15 protein-coding genes and 1 tRNA gene are annotated in these 14,883 nt (G+C 52.7%); 9 read left to right on the forward strand and 7 right to left on the reverse strand.

Going from position 1 to position 14,883, the window contains the following annotated elements:
- The first annotated feature begins 96 nt into the window (after positions 1-96).
- Complete coding sequence (locus ACLQMU_RS10615) at positions 97-960, forward strand: hypothetical protein (RefSeq protein ID WP_443673698.1); 864 nt, start codon at positions 97-99, stop codon at positions 958-960.
- A gap of 200 nt (positions 961-1,160) precedes the next feature.
- Here ACLQMU_RS10615 and ACLQMU_RS10620 read toward each other — a convergent pair whose 3' ends face one another.
- A complete protein-coding gene (locus tag ACLQMU_RS10620; RefSeq protein WP_422149142.1) occupies positions 1,161-1,538 on the reverse strand; it encodes a translation initiation factor IF-5A in 378 nt (125 codons plus the stop codon).
- A gap of 106 nt (positions 1,539-1,644) precedes the next feature.
- Between ACLQMU_RS10620 and ACLQMU_RS10625 the strand changes: the two genes are divergently transcribed.
- From ACLQMU_RS10625 to ACLQMU_RS10645, 5 genes are all read left to right on the forward strand, one after another.
- Complete coding sequence (locus tag ACLQMU_RS10625; protein WP_424040013.1) at positions 1,645-2,421, forward strand: bifunctional fructose-bisphosphatase/inositol-phosphate phosphatase; 777 nt, start codon at positions 1,645-1,647, stop codon at positions 2,419-2,421.
- Positions 2,422-2,427: 6 nt separating this feature from the next.
- The gene (locus tag ACLQMU_RS10630) at positions 2,428-3,240 is read left to right on the forward strand and encodes an NAD(+)/NADH kinase (protein WP_422149144.1); all 813 of its coding nucleotides are present in this window, start codon (positions 2,428-2,430) and stop codon (positions 3,238-3,240) included.
- A gap of 89 nt (positions 3,241-3,329) precedes the next feature.
- Positions 3,330-3,821 carry an amino acid-binding protein gene (locus tag ACLQMU_RS10635; RefSeq protein WP_422149151.1) on the forward strand — a complete coding sequence of 164 codons (492 nt, stop codon included), beginning with the start codon at positions 3,330-3,332 and terminating at the stop codon, positions 3,819-3,821.
- A complete protein-coding gene (locus tag ACLQMU_RS10640) occupies positions 3,818-4,804 on the forward strand; it encodes a homoserine dehydrogenase (RefSeq protein ID WP_422149145.1) in 987 nt (328 codons plus the stop codon). The genes ACLQMU_RS10635 and ACLQMU_RS10640 overlap by 4 nt, the downstream gene beginning before the upstream one ends.
- Entirely contained in the window at positions 4,788-5,894 is a 1,107-nt protein-coding gene (locus ACLQMU_RS10645; RefSeq protein WP_422149146.1) for a sugar-specific transcriptional regulator TrmB, read from the forward strand. The genes ACLQMU_RS10640 and ACLQMU_RS10645 overlap by 17 nt, the downstream gene beginning before the upstream one ends.
- 33 nt (positions 5,895-5,927) lie before the next feature.
- Here ACLQMU_RS10645 and ACLQMU_RS10650 read toward each other — a convergent pair whose 3' ends face one another.
- From ACLQMU_RS10650 to mntA, 3 genes are all read right to left on the reverse strand, one after another.
- The gene (locus ACLQMU_RS10650; protein WP_422149147.1) at positions 5,928-6,593 is read right to left on the reverse strand and encodes a type 1 glutamine amidotransferase; all 666 of its coding nucleotides are present in this window, start codon (positions 6,591-6,593) and stop codon (positions 5,928-5,930) included.
- An 80-nt stretch (positions 6,594-6,673) separates the two neighbouring features.
- Positions 6,674-7,117, reverse strand: coding sequence for a type VII toxin-antitoxin system HepT family RNase toxin (gene hepT, locus ACLQMU_RS10655; RefSeq protein WP_422149148.1), 444 nt, complete (start codon positions 7,115-7,117; stop codon positions 6,674-6,676).
- Between the two features lie 8 nt (positions 7,118-7,125).
- Entirely contained in the window at positions 7,126-7,680 is a 555-nt protein-coding gene (gene mntA, locus ACLQMU_RS10660) for a type VII toxin-antitoxin system MntA family adenylyltransferase antitoxin (RefSeq protein WP_422149149.1), read from the reverse strand.
- Positions 7,681-7,863: 183 nt separating this feature from the next.
- Here mntA and ACLQMU_RS10665 point away from each other — a divergent pair, with 183 nt between their 5' ends.
- The 3 genes from ACLQMU_RS10665 (at position 7,864) to ACLQMU_RS10675 (ending at position 11,642) form a co-directional block, all read left to right on the forward strand.
- Positions 7,864-8,268 (forward strand): type IV pilin, encoded by a 405-nt coding sequence (locus ACLQMU_RS10665; protein ID WP_424040010.1) that lies wholly within the window; start codon positions 7,864-7,866, stop codon positions 8,266-8,268.
- Positions 8,269-10,134: 1,866 nt separating this feature from the next.
- Complete coding sequence (locus ACLQMU_RS10670; protein WP_422150137.1) at positions 10,135-10,839, forward strand: type IV toxin-antitoxin system AbiEi family antitoxin; 705 nt, start codon at positions 10,135-10,137, stop codon at positions 10,837-10,839.
- A 5-nt stretch (positions 10,840-10,844) separates the two neighbouring features.
- Positions 10,845-11,642, forward strand: coding sequence for a nucleotidyl transferase AbiEii/AbiGii toxin family protein (locus ACLQMU_RS10675; RefSeq protein ID WP_422150138.1), 798 nt, complete (start codon positions 10,845-10,847; stop codon positions 11,640-11,642).
- A 55-nt stretch (positions 11,643-11,697) separates the two neighbouring features.
- On the opposite strand, the gene ACLQMU_RS10680 is transcribed toward ACLQMU_RS10675, so the two are convergent.
- From ACLQMU_RS10680 to ACLQMU_RS10690, 3 genes are all read right to left on the reverse strand, one after another.
- Positions 11,698-11,782: transfer RNA gene (locus tag ACLQMU_RS10680), tRNA-Leu, on the reverse strand.
- 80 nt (positions 11,783-11,862) lie between these two features.
- Positions 11,863-13,656 (reverse strand): KUP/HAK/KT family potassium transporter, encoded by a 1,794-nt coding sequence (locus tag ACLQMU_RS10685; protein WP_424040608.1) that lies wholly within the window; start codon positions 13,654-13,656, stop codon positions 11,863-11,865.
- Positions 13,657-13,777: 121 nt separating this feature from the next.
- A complete protein-coding gene (locus ACLQMU_RS10690) occupies positions 13,778-14,824 on the reverse strand; it encodes an AI-2E family transporter (RefSeq protein ID WP_443673699.1) in 1,047 nt (348 codons plus the stop codon).
- Between the last annotated feature and the right edge of the window lie 59 nt (positions 14,825-14,883).

Genomic DNA, 14,883 nt, shown 5'->3' on the forward strand with positions numbered 1-14,883 from the left:
ACTCCAAGCCCCGGGTTCTCCTCTGCCATCCGGACGAGGAGATCCTGACGTAACCCCTTTTTATTTATGAAGGTTCCAATAAGGACTACAGCAGTCATGGATAAAAAAGCTATCACCTATATCATTGCGGCATTCTTCATGGTCCTTGTCATCGCATTTGTCATCAAACCGATAGCCACCGGCCAGCCAGTCAATACCGGCCTTTCCTTTACGACACCCACGCCTTCCATAACGGTAACCCCCCGCGTGGTATTCGCGAATATTACCACCATCCCCACGAAAATCACCACACTTCCAACCCCGACCACCCTTACCCCGGTGCCAACATGGAACGGGAAGACCCAGACGGTAGGCTTTGTCAATCCGGGTACTTACCAGATCTCCACCAACCAGTCCCTGCCTCAGGGAACACAGATCAATGCAACCCAGCCCGACGTCAACCGGACTGTATACGCAACCATATCAGGACAATACAGCGGTACCACCCAGATCATAAACATCCCGTTTCCTTACTGGGAATTATCCTACACCATCGACCCCATGATCGGCCCCGAATCCGGACCTTCGATAGTATCCATGGCAATAACCCCGACCCTGGGAAGTAGTTATTCGCACAGCGGGATCCAGGGATCGTATTCCGCCGTGACCCCGCAATTCTCGATCCAGGTCATGGATGCATCCGACCCCAACCGTATCGTACGAACCATTTCACCTCCCGGAGGGATCAACCCCGATCTCTGGGAAGGCATTACACAGGCGACACCGGTGGCAACCTCGACAACCCCGAAGAAGTACGGGGAGATTGCCCCCACACCGACATCCCCCACAACCGATCCCCGGCCGTGGCTGGAGAAATTTTTCGAAGGCCAGCGGGGTTATTATTTCATCATCAATTCCCAGTATATCAATTCCTACACGATTAAGATCCTCATCCCTTCACGGTATATCGGACAGTACTGATTTGCAGGAATCGATGGAACCGACCGGGGCTGTTCATGTAAAACCGCGTCCCGGTTCATTCACCAGGGTTTGAGCATAACTATCAAAAGCATAAGGCTGTCCCGTACTGCACAGATACGGTAAATCCCTAAAAAACACCCACAACGTAATGCAGTACCAGGAAATCCAGCAAAAAGGATTCTAGTTACAATCCGGCGCTATCAATCAAGCTTTCTCTTTCCCATGGACTCGATGTACATGATCTCCTTTCCTACCTCAAGCTGGCCCTTCTTATCTGCGGGAATGGCGATCTCGAAGTTGGAATAATCCTTCATGTCCATGAGCTGTGCCATATCGCCGGCTATGGAGATAACCTGCCCGCTCTTGCGTTCTACTACGGGAACATATGCCTTTGCGGATACAGGCTGGACGATCGAACGTTTGACACCGTCAAAGATACCGACCGCATCAATCCGTGCCTTTGCAGCCCCGTGTTTCCCGGGCTTGGATGTGGCAAGGCCGACCACTTTGCACGGCTCATCCTCCACAACAATATAGCGTCCTTCTTTTATCTTTCCGATTTCGGTCTGTTCCTTCATTGTACTTCACAACCTAAAACGTATCCATATCTTAAACGCAGAAGTAATTTATCTTTATTGCCGTACATAAATACAACGTTGACCGTATCCAGAGGTTTTTACCGCTATGGACTTCCTTTCTGCCTGCGATGAGATGGCCGCGCTCGTCCGCGAACGTATCCGTCCGCTGGTTGGTTCACCGGATGGAGGGCAGGTTATCCGGATGGGTGCCGACCACACGCCGACCGAGAGGATTGATCAGGTCGCGGAAGACTGCGTGATCGGGTATGTCCGCAAGCACGATCTTTGTTCCCTCCTGATCAGCGAGGAAGCCGGCAAGGTGCCGGTTGATGGCGGAAAAGGAACGATTTTTCTTGACCCGGTTGACGGTACCTATAATGCAGTTGCCGGCATCCCGTTCTATGCCCTCTCCCTTGCATGGGCAACCGGCGGGGTCGTGCACCAGGCTTTCGTCCAGGACCTGTCTTCAGGAGAAACGTTTACCGCAATCCGGGGTAAATCTGCGTACTGCAACAGGAAACCGATCTGCGTCTCATCAACCTCGCGGCTGGATGCTTGCGCCATGAGCGTATATGGCCGGAAATTTGATCCTACCCGGATGATGCAGCTCGGCCACAAGATCCGGAGGTGGCGGCTTCTTGGTGCATCCGCGCTTGAGCTTTGTTATGTCGGCGCCGGGAGGATCGATGGTTTCGTCGACCTGCGGGGAACCCTCAGGGTGACCGATGCCGCAGCGGGGATGCTTATCTGTACTGAAGCCGGCGGAATGGTCTCTGATTTAAACGGCGACCCCCTTGAGTTTCCGGATGAAGTGACGGTTGGACGATGCATTATTGCCACGAACGGCAAACTGCACCACAAGGTAATCGAGTACCTGCGGTGATCGGACATGAAATGCCTGCTTGTTTCCCGCATTGACCTGCCTGAAGCCCTCGACTGTGCCCGGAAGATGAAAACTGCGATGGAAAATGAGGGGTATACCGTTTGTCTTGAGAAGGATACCGCAGCCCGCCTTGGCGAACCCGGCCATCCCTGCCACCACACCGATGCAGATTTTGCAGTAGTGATAGGTGGAGACGGCACGATCCTGCACACCATCCAGCAGTTGCAGCGCCAGATCCCCATTATCGGGATCAACCAGGGTGAAGTGGGATTTCTCGCGGATCTCGAACCAGAGGGGGCCTGGGATTTTATAAAATCTCTCTCCAGCGGATTTGCTGTCGAGGAGCGTATGAGGCTCTCTCTCCTGCGGGACAACATGCCCCTCGGCGACGCACTGAACGAGGCACTCATTGTTACCACCCGCCCGGCAAAGATGCTGCGTTTCTCGATTATCATTGACGGTGTGGTCTCGGAGCGGTTTCGCTCCGATGGCCTGCTGGTCAGCACGCCTACCGGCTCGACCGCCTACGCGATGAGCGCCGGGGGCCCGATTGTGGATCCCCGGATACAGGGTTTCCTCCTTGTCCCGCTCGCCCCGTACCTGCTCTCGGCCCGCCCTCATCTCATCAGCAGCAACCGCCGGCTTGAGATCCGCCTGGAAAGCTCAAAACCCGCGAAACTGGTCATTGACGGGCAGAAGACCGTAGAACTGGGGAGTTCGGTCTCTCTTATCGTGCAGAAGGCAGAGCAGCCGGCGCTGTTTATCGATGCCCACCGCAATTTCTTTGAAAAAGTTGACGATAAGCTCCGGAAACTCTAGTCCACCCTGATCGCGCATGAGAAAAGAACAAGCTTTTCTTGATGAGCGGCTCTATTCTTGTTGATAAGGTGGTACGTGTGCAGGTCTCCATGAAGCTAGAGATGAAGGATTCTCCCGGACAACTGGTCGCAGCCCTCAAACCAATCTCTGACGTGGGGGGGAATATTATTGCGGTCATCCATCACCGTGACCCGGATTCCAGCCACCATATGTTAAACGTGCAGATCGTGCTTGCGCTTCCCGAGGGGCGTCTTGACAACCTGGTAGCGCTCTTAAAAGAGCAGGGCGTCCACATCCAGCGGATAGGTAAGGAGCGCCTGCTTTACAAGCGGACCGTGATCCTGATCGGCCATCTCATGCACACGGATCTGTCCGATACTGTCGACCGGATTGATTCCACGGGTTTTGCCGAAGTCTGCGAGATCTCTATGAGCATGCCTGCCATCAACGAGCGTTCGACATCCCGGGTCACCATCAAGGCAACCAACCGGGCGGATATGGATGCAGCGCTTGCCATCCTGCGCCGGGTCGCGGACCAGAAATCGCTTCTTCTCATCGAGCCGCTGGAGGAGATCGCATGAAGGCGGTACTGATCGGCCTGGGGTCGGTAGGACGCGGCGTCGCGGAGATGATCGCGACAAAAGATCCCGGTATCACGATCACCGGTATTGCGGATTCAAAGAGCGGCTGCATCTGCAACGACGGCCTCGATATAACGGCGGTGCTCGAAACCAAGAAAAGGACCGGGGTCTGCGGAGACCGATCGTTTGGCGCCATTGACGTGATTGAAAAAGCGGATTATGACGTCCTCATCGAAGTGACACCCACCAATGCGCTCACCGGGGAACCGGCAATCGGGTATATCCGGGCAGCTCTTGCAAAAAAGAAACACGTTGTTACCTCCAACAAGGGCCCGATCGCCCTTGCGTACCGGGAACTGTCTGCGCTCGCGCAGACGAATCGCGTAGCGCTTAGGTATGAAGCCACGGTCGGCGGTGCAATCCCGATTATGCACACGCTCGAAGACGGTCTTTTGGGGAACGAGATTATCGCGATCTACGGCGTCCTCAACGGGACCTGCAATTATATCCTCACCCGGATGGCCGCGGAAGGGCTCACGTACGAACAGGCGCTCATGGAGGCGCGGGAGATGGGATATGCCGAGGCCGATCCTACCTACGATGTCAAGGGGATAGATGCGGCGATCAAGCTGGTGATACTCGCAAACACCATCTGGGGAAACGGGACGAAACTTGCCGATATCGACCTGACCGGCATCGACCTGCTCACCCCGGATGCACTGCGCCTTGCCGAAGAGGGAGACTGTACCATCCGGCTGATTGCAGAGGCTATCCCGGGGAAAAAGATCCTCCGGGTCTCCCCCCGCCTTATCGAGAAGAGCCACCCGCTGGTGGTCGAAGGAACGCTGAATGCGCTCACCCTCGAGACCGATATGGCAAAGGAGATCACGCTGATTGGCAAAGGTGCAGGATCGGCAGAGACGGCAAGCGCGATCATCGGCGATATCCTGTACATCCGCAACCACTATGGCGAGCGTGCTTGAACACCGGCGGGAATACCTGCGCCTGATGCGCCAGTTCACGCAGGACGCCGGTTTTTTTACCGTGACCGATATCCAGAAAGCCGCCGGCATCCCGAGGAGCACGGCACAGGACTGGGTAATGCGGCTGGTGAGGGAAGGATGCGTCCTTATTAAAAAAGAGAAATCGGGGAGAGCGGCGGCCCGTTACGCTTCCATCTCCGCTGTTCCGCAGAGCACCTGCCGGAGGATCTTTACCACGACAGATGGAGAACAAGTCGAGATCTTCCACGACTGCATGAGCGGTGCGTGTGCGGCGTTCTGCGGCTACCACCATGCCCGTGCGGGCGGTGTGCTCACGGACGTGAAACGCGACGGGACGCTGCTGAGGGAATGTGCACGTATCGGTGACTCTCCGGTACCCATCGGGCTCCCGCCCCTTTCCGCGGTCGGGATCTGCGGTGTCGGGTACACGGGAGATCATATCGTCCAGCGGATCCGCTGCATCGGGGGCCCGGCGTACTCGCTCACGGACATGATGTCACAGGCGGAAGGCGTGACCCGCGTCGAGCTGGACCAGACCGGGGGAATTGTCGAAGGGAACGTCTGGACGCAGGCACATGCCCATCTCACGATAGGAGTTGACGATACCGATTCGAAAGAAGGTGGGGCGACGTTTGCCCTTGCCCTTGCGCTGCTCACCAGGCTCGTGACAGGGAGGGCCGTGCTCCCCATCAGCCATCACGTTGTGATGCTCAACGAGAGCGTAAAGAACAAGACGGCCGGGAACTCGGCGAGCTACATCGAGGTGGCCGTTCTCCCGGCCCGGATAGACCGGGTGATGGCAAAGAGCCGGGAATTTGTCGAAAACGAATCCCTCTCCCCGGAATGGGGGCTTGCGTTCCGGACGGGGATGACCATTCCTGCAAATCTGAGGGAGTACGGGAGAAGGGTGCGGGAAGAGGTGGTTGACCGTGCGATGGCAGAGGAGACCGCCCGGCAGACCGGGGCCGTCCTGTACGGGGGAAACGGTATTATCGGGGCGCTGGGCGCAGTTGCGCTGGCCCGGCTCCCGCACGAAGTCCAGCTGGACCCGGCAAGGAAAATTGCGTGAATAAAAAGTTGTGACAGCAAAAGCTGCCCGGCTTCATTTTTGTTTTTTCGCGATGAAGTCCCCGGCAATCATCCGGCAGAGCCGGTTGCTCTCTGCAAGGAAGCCGGGGGTTTCCCCAAGTATCGTATCCCGTAGTGCGGGATCCATGTCCCGGGTCCACTCCCGGATTATCGCGTCGGTAAGTTCGAGATGGAACTGGAGCCCGAGGGCGGTTTTGTAAGAGAACGCCTGGTTTCTCACCGCATCCCCCGTGCAGAGGAGGTGCGCACCGGCCGGAAGGTCGAACGTTTCCCCGTGGAGCTGGAAGACAGAAAACTGCGCTGGAAACGCTGTAAAGATTCCTTCCACGGCAGGTTCTTTCCGGATCCCGCGCCAGCCGGTCTCCTGGATGAACGGGTAGACCCGGGCGCCGAACGCGGAAGCGATCAGCTGGGCGCCAAGGCAGATGCCAAGGACCGGCCGGCCCTGTCGCACTGCCTCCCGGATCAATGCCTTTTCTTCTTTGAGATACGGCAGTTCATGTTCATCGTTCACGCTCATCGGCCCGCCCATGAACACAAGATGGGTGGCATCGGTTGCCGGCACTTCGCCAGTCTCATAAAGCCGGAAATATTCGAACGGGATACCGTGCTCAGCAAAGACCGTTTCGAAATACCCTGCCGGTTCCGATGCTGTGTGCTGGAATATGGCGATCTTCATGCTGTTAGCTGAAAGGTATGCGGGGTAAGGTCATTAACAGCTTTTCTTTATCCTGCCCCGCAGGCACCTTAAGACTCCGATCAATCCCGCCTGCCTCTGGTTTTTATGGTATCCTGCATCGTATCGGTAAATTCCTGTATTATGGGGATTTTCTGTATTAAGCTGAAAAGTTTTTCATCAGTTATTCCGTGGTATTCGTGTGACAGGAGATTCCGGTAGGTTACCAGCCCGATCAACTCTTTTGTAAGATCATTACCGATAAGTCCGTTTTTCTGAAGCAGGATAAAAACGTCACGATACGTCGAGGGGATACCAAAGTTATGTGCGATTGCTACTTCATTCCCGAGATCGATGACGCGGTTGAGGCAGGAAAAAAGGATCATGGATGCGGCATAGAAATTACGCTTGTCGTAAAGGTCCTCCCTTCGGCGGATGTTGAGACTGTCCAGATCCTGCAGGTAGGTTTGTATATCGCAAAAGATCGATCCGATGCGCTCCAGATCATACCGGATGGTATCATCCATCTCCTCGCTCACCCCGCGATCCCCAGTGCATGCAGGCAGTACTTCCGGATGAGCGGCGCGGTATCAAGGTATTCCCGTACCGTGGCAACCTTAATGCGATGGAGGGCGAGGGGATCCCTGCAGAAGAGCGTAACACCCTCTTTTATGACCCTGAACCGGATGGTCAGGGGCAGATCCCGGAAGAGACTTACGTCAATCTGGTCCGATCCATAGCTAAGCAGGTCGATCTGCTCTGATGCCGGTACATCTCCTCCCGTGATGATACTAAGGTCGATATCGGAGATTGGCCGTGCCTGGCCCCGGGCCACCGAGCCAAAAAGGATAATGGCGAGGATGGAATCCTTTGTGCGGAGCTCCTCAAGCACCGAACCGAGGGCCTCCTTATCTGGAGCTTTTTTGTTTTTTCCGGATACTGACATGACGATCACGTGTACACCATACCATGGGTGAGCATTCTTATATGTTTTTAGATATTTCGGGAAGGGAACCGGATACGGCATGAGGAGGGATTTTCCCACCGGTCTGGTCAGGCCGACTACCCTTTCCGCGGCCGATGCCGTCATCCTTCTATCCGTTCTCCCCCCTCGCCCGCTGCCCGGCACACGGTATTTCCCGCACGGATTCCACCACACTACCCCACATTGCCTGAAATTTAAATCAAAGTATTTAAATACTTAAATGAGATAATAATCTGCTTATACAGTGTCATATCCGGCCAGCGGATATGGAGATCGGAGTGAGTTTGAATGGCATTTACCAGAAAAAATGAAGACGCAGTATCACCGGTCATCGGCGTTATCCTGATGGTCGCGATCACCGTGATCCTCGCAGCGGTCATCGCTGCGTTCGTGTTCGGCATGGCAGGGAATATTCAGAAGACGCACGTCGTTTCAATGACAATAACAAGACCAAATTCCTCTGCTGTCAATGTAATGAATAATGGGGGACAAGATGCGGGCTCCATATATGCTGCTAACATAGTAGTTGATGGTACCTCAGCAGGATGGTTGAACTCATCGGCCACTAATGTGCCGATACCAATTGGGGCATCTTCCTCAGCTTCTGCAGCTAAACCGGGACAGAATAACGTAGTTGTTGTTGGGTATTTCATGGATGGATCCTCTCAGGTCCTCCTTCAAAACACAATCTAATCTCTTTTTATTGTATCCTCGGTTTGCTGTTTGCTGTTGTCCGGACGGTTACGCTTCTGCGTGCCCATTCACATGATCATATGCCCGGAATTTAGCGGGGTGACAAGTGCAGTACCCTTTCATCCCTGCTCGTGAGACAGCATCTATTCCTGCGGTCTCATTTCCATTGCACAATGTTATGAAAAGGAGACCTCGCATAATCGCGACTGGGGCACGCCAGATATGGAGGCAGTCCCGGAAAAATGGGATACCACCACTGCGCCGTAAAAAATTCCATTCGCCGTAAGCCTCTGCGTATCCTTGACAGGGGACCAATGATCGGCGCTGACGTGTCCCGGACGGGCCAGAACCGGCCATCCTTAACGAGATCCAATGCTTTTTTGTAAATGGTATGGAGGATACGTTACCCCCACCCAAATCCGGGCCTGAATCAGCCCCCGTTTCCTGACAAGGTGGTGTGGTGGACACGATCCGGAAGCATTCCTGTCCACCGCCGGGGAAAAGTCCCATTATATCACCGCAATCAACGAAATAAGTCAAATCCTTTGAGAAATAATTTCCCTTTAGCGGTGTTCCGGAAGGGGTGTTTTCCGGACAACGAATACATCAGCCGGACGGGAGATCCTGCCACCGAACGAATCTGTGGCCCTCTTTTCTTCCGGGGCGAGCCTCCCAAAAACTGCGGGCATCCCGCATATGGAGGAGGGTGACTCCCAACTACCCCCTCCCCCTCTTCCGACGAAAGGCTCCACGCGAAGCACACGTCCCGGTGCTAGAACAAAGGGGGGTAGTCCCCCCTCATGCTGATGGAGGAGGGGGGGGTGGCAGGCTTTTTGGGAAATGGAGGGGATCGGACTTTTTCCGGAATTGCCGGGTCGCGATCTGATTTTTTATAAGAATCTTCAGCGGCTGAGTCGCTCTTCTTCCGGAATCCTCAGCTCATGACCCGCTCTTTTTTTAAAATCCTCAGCAGCTGAGTCGCTCTTTTTCCGGAATCCTCAGCTCACGACCCGCTCTTTTTTTAAAATCTTCGGGTCCCTGGCCGGACTTTTTTCTGTATGAACGCAGGGTCAGCGCGGCCTTCGTCAGAGATTTTGATGATTATTGGTGGGTCGGCCTGTTTTGACGCAAAGCCGTATCGATCTTTCCTGAGAATCCTCAGCTGGCGGGTCGTTCATTTTTTGAAATCTTCAGCTTGTGATCCGATCTTTTTTCAAAATCACCAGCAACTGAGTCGCTCTTTTTCCAAAATCCTCAGCTCGTGAGCCGGACTTTTTTTGAAATTATCAGCTGCCGGATCGATCTTTTTGGAAAATCCGCAGTTCATGATCCGGACTTTTCCGGAAATCTCCGGGCCGGTGGATCCGTATTATGTGGTGAGGATATCATGGGGGCTGATGTCCATATACCCCAACGAACGGGGAGTGCCGCCGCCCCCCCCGGCGGCATCAGGAAGGAAGACCTAGCTGGAGCTTGCCCGGCGAGGCGCCCGAGCGACTCTCGCGAAGCAGGGAGGGGGATGGAATCGCAGATCAAGGGAATCGCTCACTAGTGCCAACAAAAACTGGAAAAAAAGCATCCCAAATTTCTGGAGGCCATAAAAAAAGGGTAAGGATGAATTGAGAGATTCATTAATTTGACCACGGGCATAATCCCTAGGATTGTAAACCACAAATGCGAGGGGTAGGATTCGAATCCAAGAACTCCTGCGAGACAGGGTCTTAAGCCCTGCGCCTTTTGACTGGACCCTCGTTCGTCATGTGCGTTGCGTCTATTAAGTGTCTAATTCTGACTCATACTCAGTCAAGGTTATGTTCACAAAAAGTGAACAATGTTTAAATAGTGAACATACCGTATAGAGTATTTATGTTCACTAAAAATGAACAAAGGCTACAAAGTGAACGTAGGGATAATCAATTAAAAAACCCGTTTGCCAAAAAATCTACAGATGTTATCAGAGTCTTATTGATCAATTATCCGAAAACGTGGACGATGCGGGATCTTGCAGAGGAGTCTGGCGTCGCTTTGGGATACGCATCTCGTGTATCAAAAGCGTTGATTAAACAGCGGTTAGCACTTCGCAGTTCTGCACGAGCGGAGCTGAAAATCATAGATCCAACAGAACTACTAATAAGATGGGCAACTTTTGCCAATTTTGTGGCCCGATCAACGTTTATCGAATATTACACCAATGTCGATGATATTAAGACGTTTTTAAAAGGACTCAAAGATGAAAAAAACAGAGAATATGCACTGACAGGACTTGCTGGAGCGTTACTTGTAGAACCATTTGTCCGACCAACAAACATCCATATTTATGTTAAAACTGAGGATTCTGCAAGAAAATTTGCTCATCATCTCGATCTTATGCCCATTGAAGAAAATGGAAATGTGAAGTTTGTCATTGCACCAAGTGAAGGAATTTTTTATGCAGCGCAACTAATCGATAAAATTAATGTCGTCTCTGATATTCAGTTATATGTCGATCTGTACAACTATCCCGGGCGAGGTAGAGAAGCTGCAGATGAATTATATAAGAAAATTGAAAAAAAGTGGGGAAGGAGGGAATAAAAGAAATGTACTCACGTGAAATCACAGAAACATCAAAATCTGCACTTCTCGAACTTGGCTTGTCGTTGAAAACTTACCGAGAGGATATGATCCTATCAGGTGGATGGGCACCGTACTTTATTACAGAAAAATATTTTGAGCATTGTGGAAGTGTTGACATCGACCTTGTTCTTAAGACAACTATATTACCAAAATATGAAAGTATCCGGGAAGTCGTAACGGATCTTGGGTATATTGAGGAACGCCCCTTTCGATTTAAGAAAGAGATAAAATCTCCTGTCGATGGCAGGTATTATCCGATTCACGTTGATTTTTTGTGCGATAAATGTGATCTGGGATATTTATTCAAGGTACAACCTGATCTTCAGGCTTTCATGTTTGAAGGCGCTGATATCGCATTTGATTATTATTTCGAGACAGAAATAGAAACTGTATTACCTGAAAATGGAAGGGATAGAATGTCTTTCAAAGTTCTTGGATTAACGGGTTCAATAATTTTAAAAGGCCAGGCATTAACCGGCCGAAAAAATCCAAAAGATGCTTATGATATCTTTGCATTAACTCACTTTATGGAAAAACCTGATCGTGCAGCCCGGCACTTTAATCAGGAAATTGCCAAGAAAGCATTATCCAGAGAGAAAAAAGATCTCGCGAAAGATTCCATCTCTGCAATAAGACGTTTATTTAAGGATGGAACAATGAGAGGCTCTTTTAATGTCGAATCTTTTACAGAAAGTAAATACCATAGAAATATCGTATCCGCTCAGGTGAATCAATTCCTTGATGCAATTGATCCGATTTAGTTTTTCATTTTTTGTTCTCCTAAACGTTCTCATTTCGGAGAATCTGGCCGAAAAATGCGAGGGATGGGATTCGAACCCAAGAACTCCTGCGAGACCGGACCCTAAATCCGGCGCCTTTGACCGGGCTTGGCTACCCTCGCGTACCGTCTCTATTTGTCTGGCTGAATTAAGAGCATATCGTGCCGCGGCAAAAATAAAAAACCGCAAAAGCCGGAGAACCCTACATCTCCACCCGGGTCACGACACCGTGGATCTTGTCCGACGGCAGCCGGTAGAACTGCACGACTGAAGGCGTGAGGTGCTTGATTGCGCCGAAGATCTTCCAGGCCACGTGGTTGGTGACGATATCCTCCATCCCGTAAAAGATGGTCTTCTCGTCAATGTCTGCTTCTTTTAAGATGGTCGAGATATCGACAATCTCCATGTACCCGAGGTAGATCTCGAAGATCGAGAGCCCTTTCGTGAGTTCCCGGGTCACCCCCCAGGTCACCCCGAACGGCTGCTCCGTGCGGATGATCGAAATGATGATGTTCTCCTCGTATACGATATTGTTCGTGAACATCGTCCGGGGAATGTACTGCGGGATCTGCCGGAAGTCACGGGCGAAATAGAGTGCAGAACCCGAGATCTTATTCACCGATTTGTAGAGATCGTTGAATCTCGGCAGGAACTCGTCGAGCGGCACCGGTTTTAAGGAAGTCGCGAGGCGGCGCTGGCCGTGTACGTAGATGAGGATGATCGTGAGCGGAATGGTCGCAATCAGGAGCGACCAGTACCCCCCCTGTGTAATCTTGTGAAGATTTGCGACAAGGAAAGACCCGGTTACGATCAGCACGAACCCCGCGATCAGGCTCTTGAGGATATCGCCGCGGAGCAGGAGGATCCAGACAATCAGGATACTGGTGATCATCATCGTCCCGCAGACCGCCAGCCCGTACGCCTGGGTAAGGTTGATGGAGCTCTTAAATATCAGGATCACCATCAGGACGGCAAAGAGCAGCATCCAGTTCACGCTGTCGATGTAGATCTGGGACCTGAGGTGGGGGGAGGTGTACTCGATCCGCAACAGCGGGAGAACCCGGGTGGTGATGCTCTGGTATACGATGGAGAATATCCCGGAGATCATCGCCTGCGATGCAATCACTGTCGCCGCGATGCTTAAGAGGAGGAAGGGAATGTAGAGAAGTTTTGCTTCAGAGAAGATCATCTCGAAGAGGACGTTCTGGGCGGCGGGATGTGCGATCAGAAATGCGCCCTGCCCGAAATAGTTGATCGCAAGAGCGATGAAAACAAGATACCATGCCTTGACAATCGGCTCTCTGCCCAGATGCCCCATATCCGCGTACAGCGCTTCGCCCCCGGTGGCGCACAGGATCACGGAAGAGAGGATCAGGAACCCTGCAAGGCCGTTATGCGTGAGATAATCGATCGCAAAAAGCGGGTTTATTGCAAGGATCACCTGGGGCGCCCCGCAGAGAGCGATAATACCGGAAGCCGCGAGAGCGCAGAACCAGATCACCATGACCGGCCCGAACGCCCACGCCACCTTTTCCGTGCCCCGGGCCTGGAAAGCGAAGAGGCAGATGGCAATGAGCGCGGCCGCAAGCATCAGGATAATCTGTGCGGTATGCTCAAAACCGGGGATCAAAAGCACGCCTTCCACAGCGGAGAGGATACTGATCGCCGGCGTGATGACACCATCGCCGATAAAAAGGGAGATGCCGATGATGGATAGGAGAGAAACAAAAGCGATCTGGTTGCCGGATTTTAACATCGGCAGCAGGATCTCCTTGAGCACGATCGTCCCGCCTTCGCCTTTCTTGCCCAGGCGCATGGCAAGGAAGGTGTACTGGACCGTAACAAGGAGCGTGAGCGTCCAGAAAATCAGGGACAGGATACCCATGATATTCTGGGGCGTGGGGGGGATCAGAAAAAAGATGGCGGTGAACGTATAGATGGGACTTGTCCCGATATCGCCGAACACGAGACCCATCGATTTGACGATCGCGGGCATTGCAAAATGATCCCTGAGCATTCCTGCTTTACGCGTGGGGACATATAGGGTATATTGTTTTCTCTTTGAGGATTTATTCGCCGTACAGCCCCGGAACGGGCTTGAGATTTAAACCGGACAACTACAGGCCGGCTTCCTGTACAGCCCCCGGATCCGGGGTTTCCTCTGCACCCTTGCAGTCACCGCTCCAGATCCGGTAACTCCTCATCAGGAGAACGATGATCAACGGCCCCAGGACAAACCCGGCAAGCCCCAGGGTCAAAAGACCGCCAATGAGCCCGACAAACATGATCACCGGGTGGATTCTCACCCGCCGGCCCACGAGCACCGGGCGCACGTAGATCTCCGGCAGCGCAGAGACGGCAAGATATCCCAGGAAGAACATGATGAGCACGCCACGCAGGTCTCCCAGCGCAAACGCGTATGCGCCGATAATAATGAAGGCAACCGACGATCCGAGAATGGGGATGACCTCGCAGAACGCGGCGAGAAACGAGTAAAAAAGAATATTCCCGTAACCGAGCAGGTAAAAGACCGGGATCGCAATAAAAAAGGTCAGCGCCGCGATCGCAAACTGGACGATATAGATAACATACAGCGTATCCACGGTCACCGGGGTCAGCTGGTCGCAGTAGTTCCTGACCGGCTGCGGCAGGTGCCGGAATATCAGGTCCCTGATCGCGGTACCTTTGAGCAGGAACAGGAAAAATGCGATGAAAAAGACAAGTCCCTTAACCGCAATCAGCAGGAAATTATCGGCGAGCGTTGTCCAGTAATTGACAAAAAGTGCGTTTCCTTTCACAAGCCATACGGCGAGCGTATCTTTACTGATCGTTATACCGAAGGCACCCGGATGCGTGGCGGGATTACCCAGCCACGAACCGATCGTGGCAAATATCTGGTTTGTAAGCCCGGCATTGGCCTTGAGAATGATCACCGTCACGTAAGCCGCCACGGCAAGAAGGATAAAGAGGCTACAGGTGATGATCACTGACGACAGGGCAGGGTGCGTCGAGTGCGACAGCCGGCGGTGAAGCGGCATCAGTACTACCGCAAGCGACGCACTCAGGACGACCATATCAAGGACCGGCCATAAGAGAACAAGGACAACTACCGCGAAAAAAAGAACGGTGAGGAACGGGTAGAGTTCCCTGTTTATGCATTTCATAGCTTATCAGATGGTTTGACCGCAGTAATGTTAATAGGTGCGTGAGAGGAGAGGATCGG

It is taken from the genome of Methanoregula sp. (genome assembly GCF_052325125.1).
Lineage (GTDB): Archaea > Halobacteriota > Methanomicrobia > Methanomicrobiales > Methanospirillaceae > Methanoregula.

What these genes read in the sequence shown, in the direction of transcription:
- ACLQMU_RS10615 (WP_443673698.1), top strand. Translation starts at nt 97, where the DNA reads ATGGATAAAAAAGCTATCACCTATATCATTGCGGCATTCTTCATGGTC.
- ACLQMU_RS10620 (WP_422149142.1), bottom strand. Translation starts at nt 1,538, where the DNA reads ATGAAGGAACAGACCGAAATCGGAAAGATAAAAGAAGGACGCTATATT.
- ACLQMU_RS10625 (WP_424040013.1), top strand. Translation starts at nt 1,645, where the DNA reads ATGGACTTCCTTTCTGCCTGCGATGAGATGGCCGCGCTCGTCCGCGAA.
- ACLQMU_RS10630 (WP_422149144.1), top strand. Translation starts at nt 2,428, where the DNA reads ATGAAATGCCTGCTTGTTTCCCGCATTGACCTGCCTGAAGCCCTCGAC.
- ACLQMU_RS10635 (WP_422149151.1), top strand. Translation starts at nt 3,330, where the DNA reads ATGAAGCTAGAGATGAAGGATTCTCCCGGACAACTGGTCGCAGCCCTC.
- ACLQMU_RS10640 (WP_422149145.1), top strand. Translation starts at nt 3,818, where the DNA reads ATGAAGGCGGTACTGATCGGCCTGGGGTCGGTAGGACGCGGCGTCGCG.
- ACLQMU_RS10645 (WP_422149146.1), top strand. Translation starts at nt 4,788, where the DNA reads ATGGCGAGCGTGCTTGAACACCGGCGGGAATACCTGCGCCTGATGCGC.
- ACLQMU_RS10650 (WP_422149147.1), bottom strand. Translation starts at nt 6,593, where the DNA reads ATGAAGATCGCCATATTCCAGCACACAGCATCGGAACCGGCAGGGTAT.
- hepT (WP_422149148.1), bottom strand. Translation starts at nt 7,117, where the DNA reads ATGGATGATACCATCCGGTATGATCTGGAGCGCATCGGATCGATCTTT.
- mntA (WP_422149149.1), bottom strand. Translation starts at nt 7,680, where the DNA reads ATGACGGCATCGGCCGCGGAAAGGGTAGTCGGCCTGACCAGACCGGTG.
- ACLQMU_RS10665 (WP_424040010.1), top strand. Translation starts at nt 7,864, where the DNA reads ATGGCATTTACCAGAAAAAATGAAGACGCAGTATCACCGGTCATCGGC.
- ACLQMU_RS10670 (WP_422150137.1), top strand. Translation starts at nt 10,135, where the DNA reads ATGTTCACTAAAAATGAACAAAGGCTACAAAGTGAACGTAGGGATAAT.
- ACLQMU_RS10675 (WP_422150138.1), top strand. Translation starts at nt 10,845, where the DNA reads ATGTACTCACGTGAAATCACAGAAACATCAAAATCTGCACTTCTCGAA.
- ACLQMU_RS10685 (WP_424040608.1), bottom strand. Translation starts at nt 13,656, where the DNA reads ATGCCCGCGATCGTCAAATCGATGGGTCTCGTGTTCGGCGATATCGGG.
- ACLQMU_RS10690 (WP_443673699.1), bottom strand. Translation starts at nt 14,824, where the DNA reads ATGAAATGCATAAACAGGGAACTCTACCCGTTCCTCACCGTTCTTTTT.